A 1,286-nucleotide genomic window follows, 5' to 3' on the forward strand; every position below is an offset into this window, starting at 1 on the left:
TCTATTCGTCGGCAGCTTCAGATGTTGATAGGAGACGGGTCTGGGACCATGAGCGCAGCGGGCCTTGCCGGTGCAGGCCGGCCCTTCTCCAGCGTCGACGCGCACCACGCAGGCCTCGGCCGCGCGGCCCGGTCCGCTGCGGGGCCCACCCGCCCCCAACCCCTCCGCCACGCCCATTCCAAGGGAGAGAACACATGACGGTCAAGGTCGCCATCAACGGCTTCGGACGCATCGGCCGCAACGTCCTGCGCGCCATCAAGGAAGCCGGCCGCACCGACATCGAGGTCGTGGCCATCAACGATCTCGGCCCGGTCGAGACCAACGCCCACCTGCTGCGCTTCGATTCGGTCCACGGCAAGTTCCCCGGCACCGTCTCGGTCGAGGGCGACCACATCGTCGTCGACGGCCAGCGCATCCGCGTCACCGCGGTCAAGAACCCGGCCGAGCTGCCCCACCGCGAGCTCGGCGTCGACATCGCCCTCGAGTGCACCGGCATCTTCACCTCGAAGGACAAGGCGAAGCTGCACCTCGAGGCCGGCGCCAAGCGCGTCCTCGTCTCGGCTCCCGCCGACGGCGCCGACCTCACGGTCGTCTACGGCGTGAACCACGACAAGCTGACCGGCGACCACCTCGTGGTCTCCAACGCCTCGTGCACCACCAACTGCCTCGCCCCGGTCGCCAAGGTGCTCAACGACGCCGTCGGCATCGAGCGCGGCTTCATGACCACGATCCACTCCTACACCAACGACCAGCCGTCGCTGGACCAGATGCACAAGGACCTCTACCGGGCCCGCGCCGCGGCCCTGTCGATGATCCCGACCACGACCGGCGCCGCCAAGGCCGTCGGCCTGGTGCTGCCGGAGCTGAACGGCAAGCTCGACGGCACCTCGATCCGCGTGCCGACCCCGAACGTCTCGGTCGTCGACTTCAAGTTCGTGGCCAAGCGCACCACCTCGGTCGCCGAGATCAACGAGGCCATCAAGGCTGCGGCCAACGGCCCGCTCAAGGGCGTGCTCGGCTTCACCGAGGCCCCGAACGTCTCGATCGACTTCAACCACGATCCCCACTCCTCGACCTTCCACATCGACCAGACCAAGGTGATGGACGGCAACTTCGTGCGCGTCCTGTCCTGGTACGACAACGAGTGGGGCTTCTCGAACCGGATGGCCGACACCGCCATCGCGATGGCCAAGCTCATCTGAGCCGCAGGCTGGTCTGATCCCGACGCTGCCCTGACCGGCAGATGCGAAGGGCCGGCTCCCTGAGGGGCCGGCCCCGTCCCGGAC

At 68.2% G+C, this 1,286-nt stretch carries 1 protein-coding gene; it reads left to right on the top strand.

The window, feature by feature from the left end; genetic code table 11:
- Positions 1–194 precede the first annotated feature (194 nt).
- Positions 195–1,202: a type I glyceraldehyde-3-phosphate dehydrogenase gene (gene gap / locus VQ03_RS30535; RefSeq protein WP_048454698.1), complete on the top strand. Its 1,008-nt coding sequence runs from the start codon at positions 195–197 to the stop codon at positions 1,200–1,202.
- Positions 1,203–1,286 lie beyond the last annotated feature (84 nt).

The sequence above is a fragment of the Methylobacterium tarhaniae genome (genome assembly GCF_001043955.1).
Lineage (GTDB): Bacteria > Pseudomonadota > Alphaproteobacteria > Rhizobiales > Beijerinckiaceae > Methylobacterium > Methylobacterium tarhaniae.

What these genes read in the sequence shown, in the direction of transcription:
- gap (WP_048454698.1), top strand. Translation starts at nt 195, where the DNA reads ATGACGGTCAAGGTCGCCATCAACGGCTTCGGACGCATCGGCCGCAAC.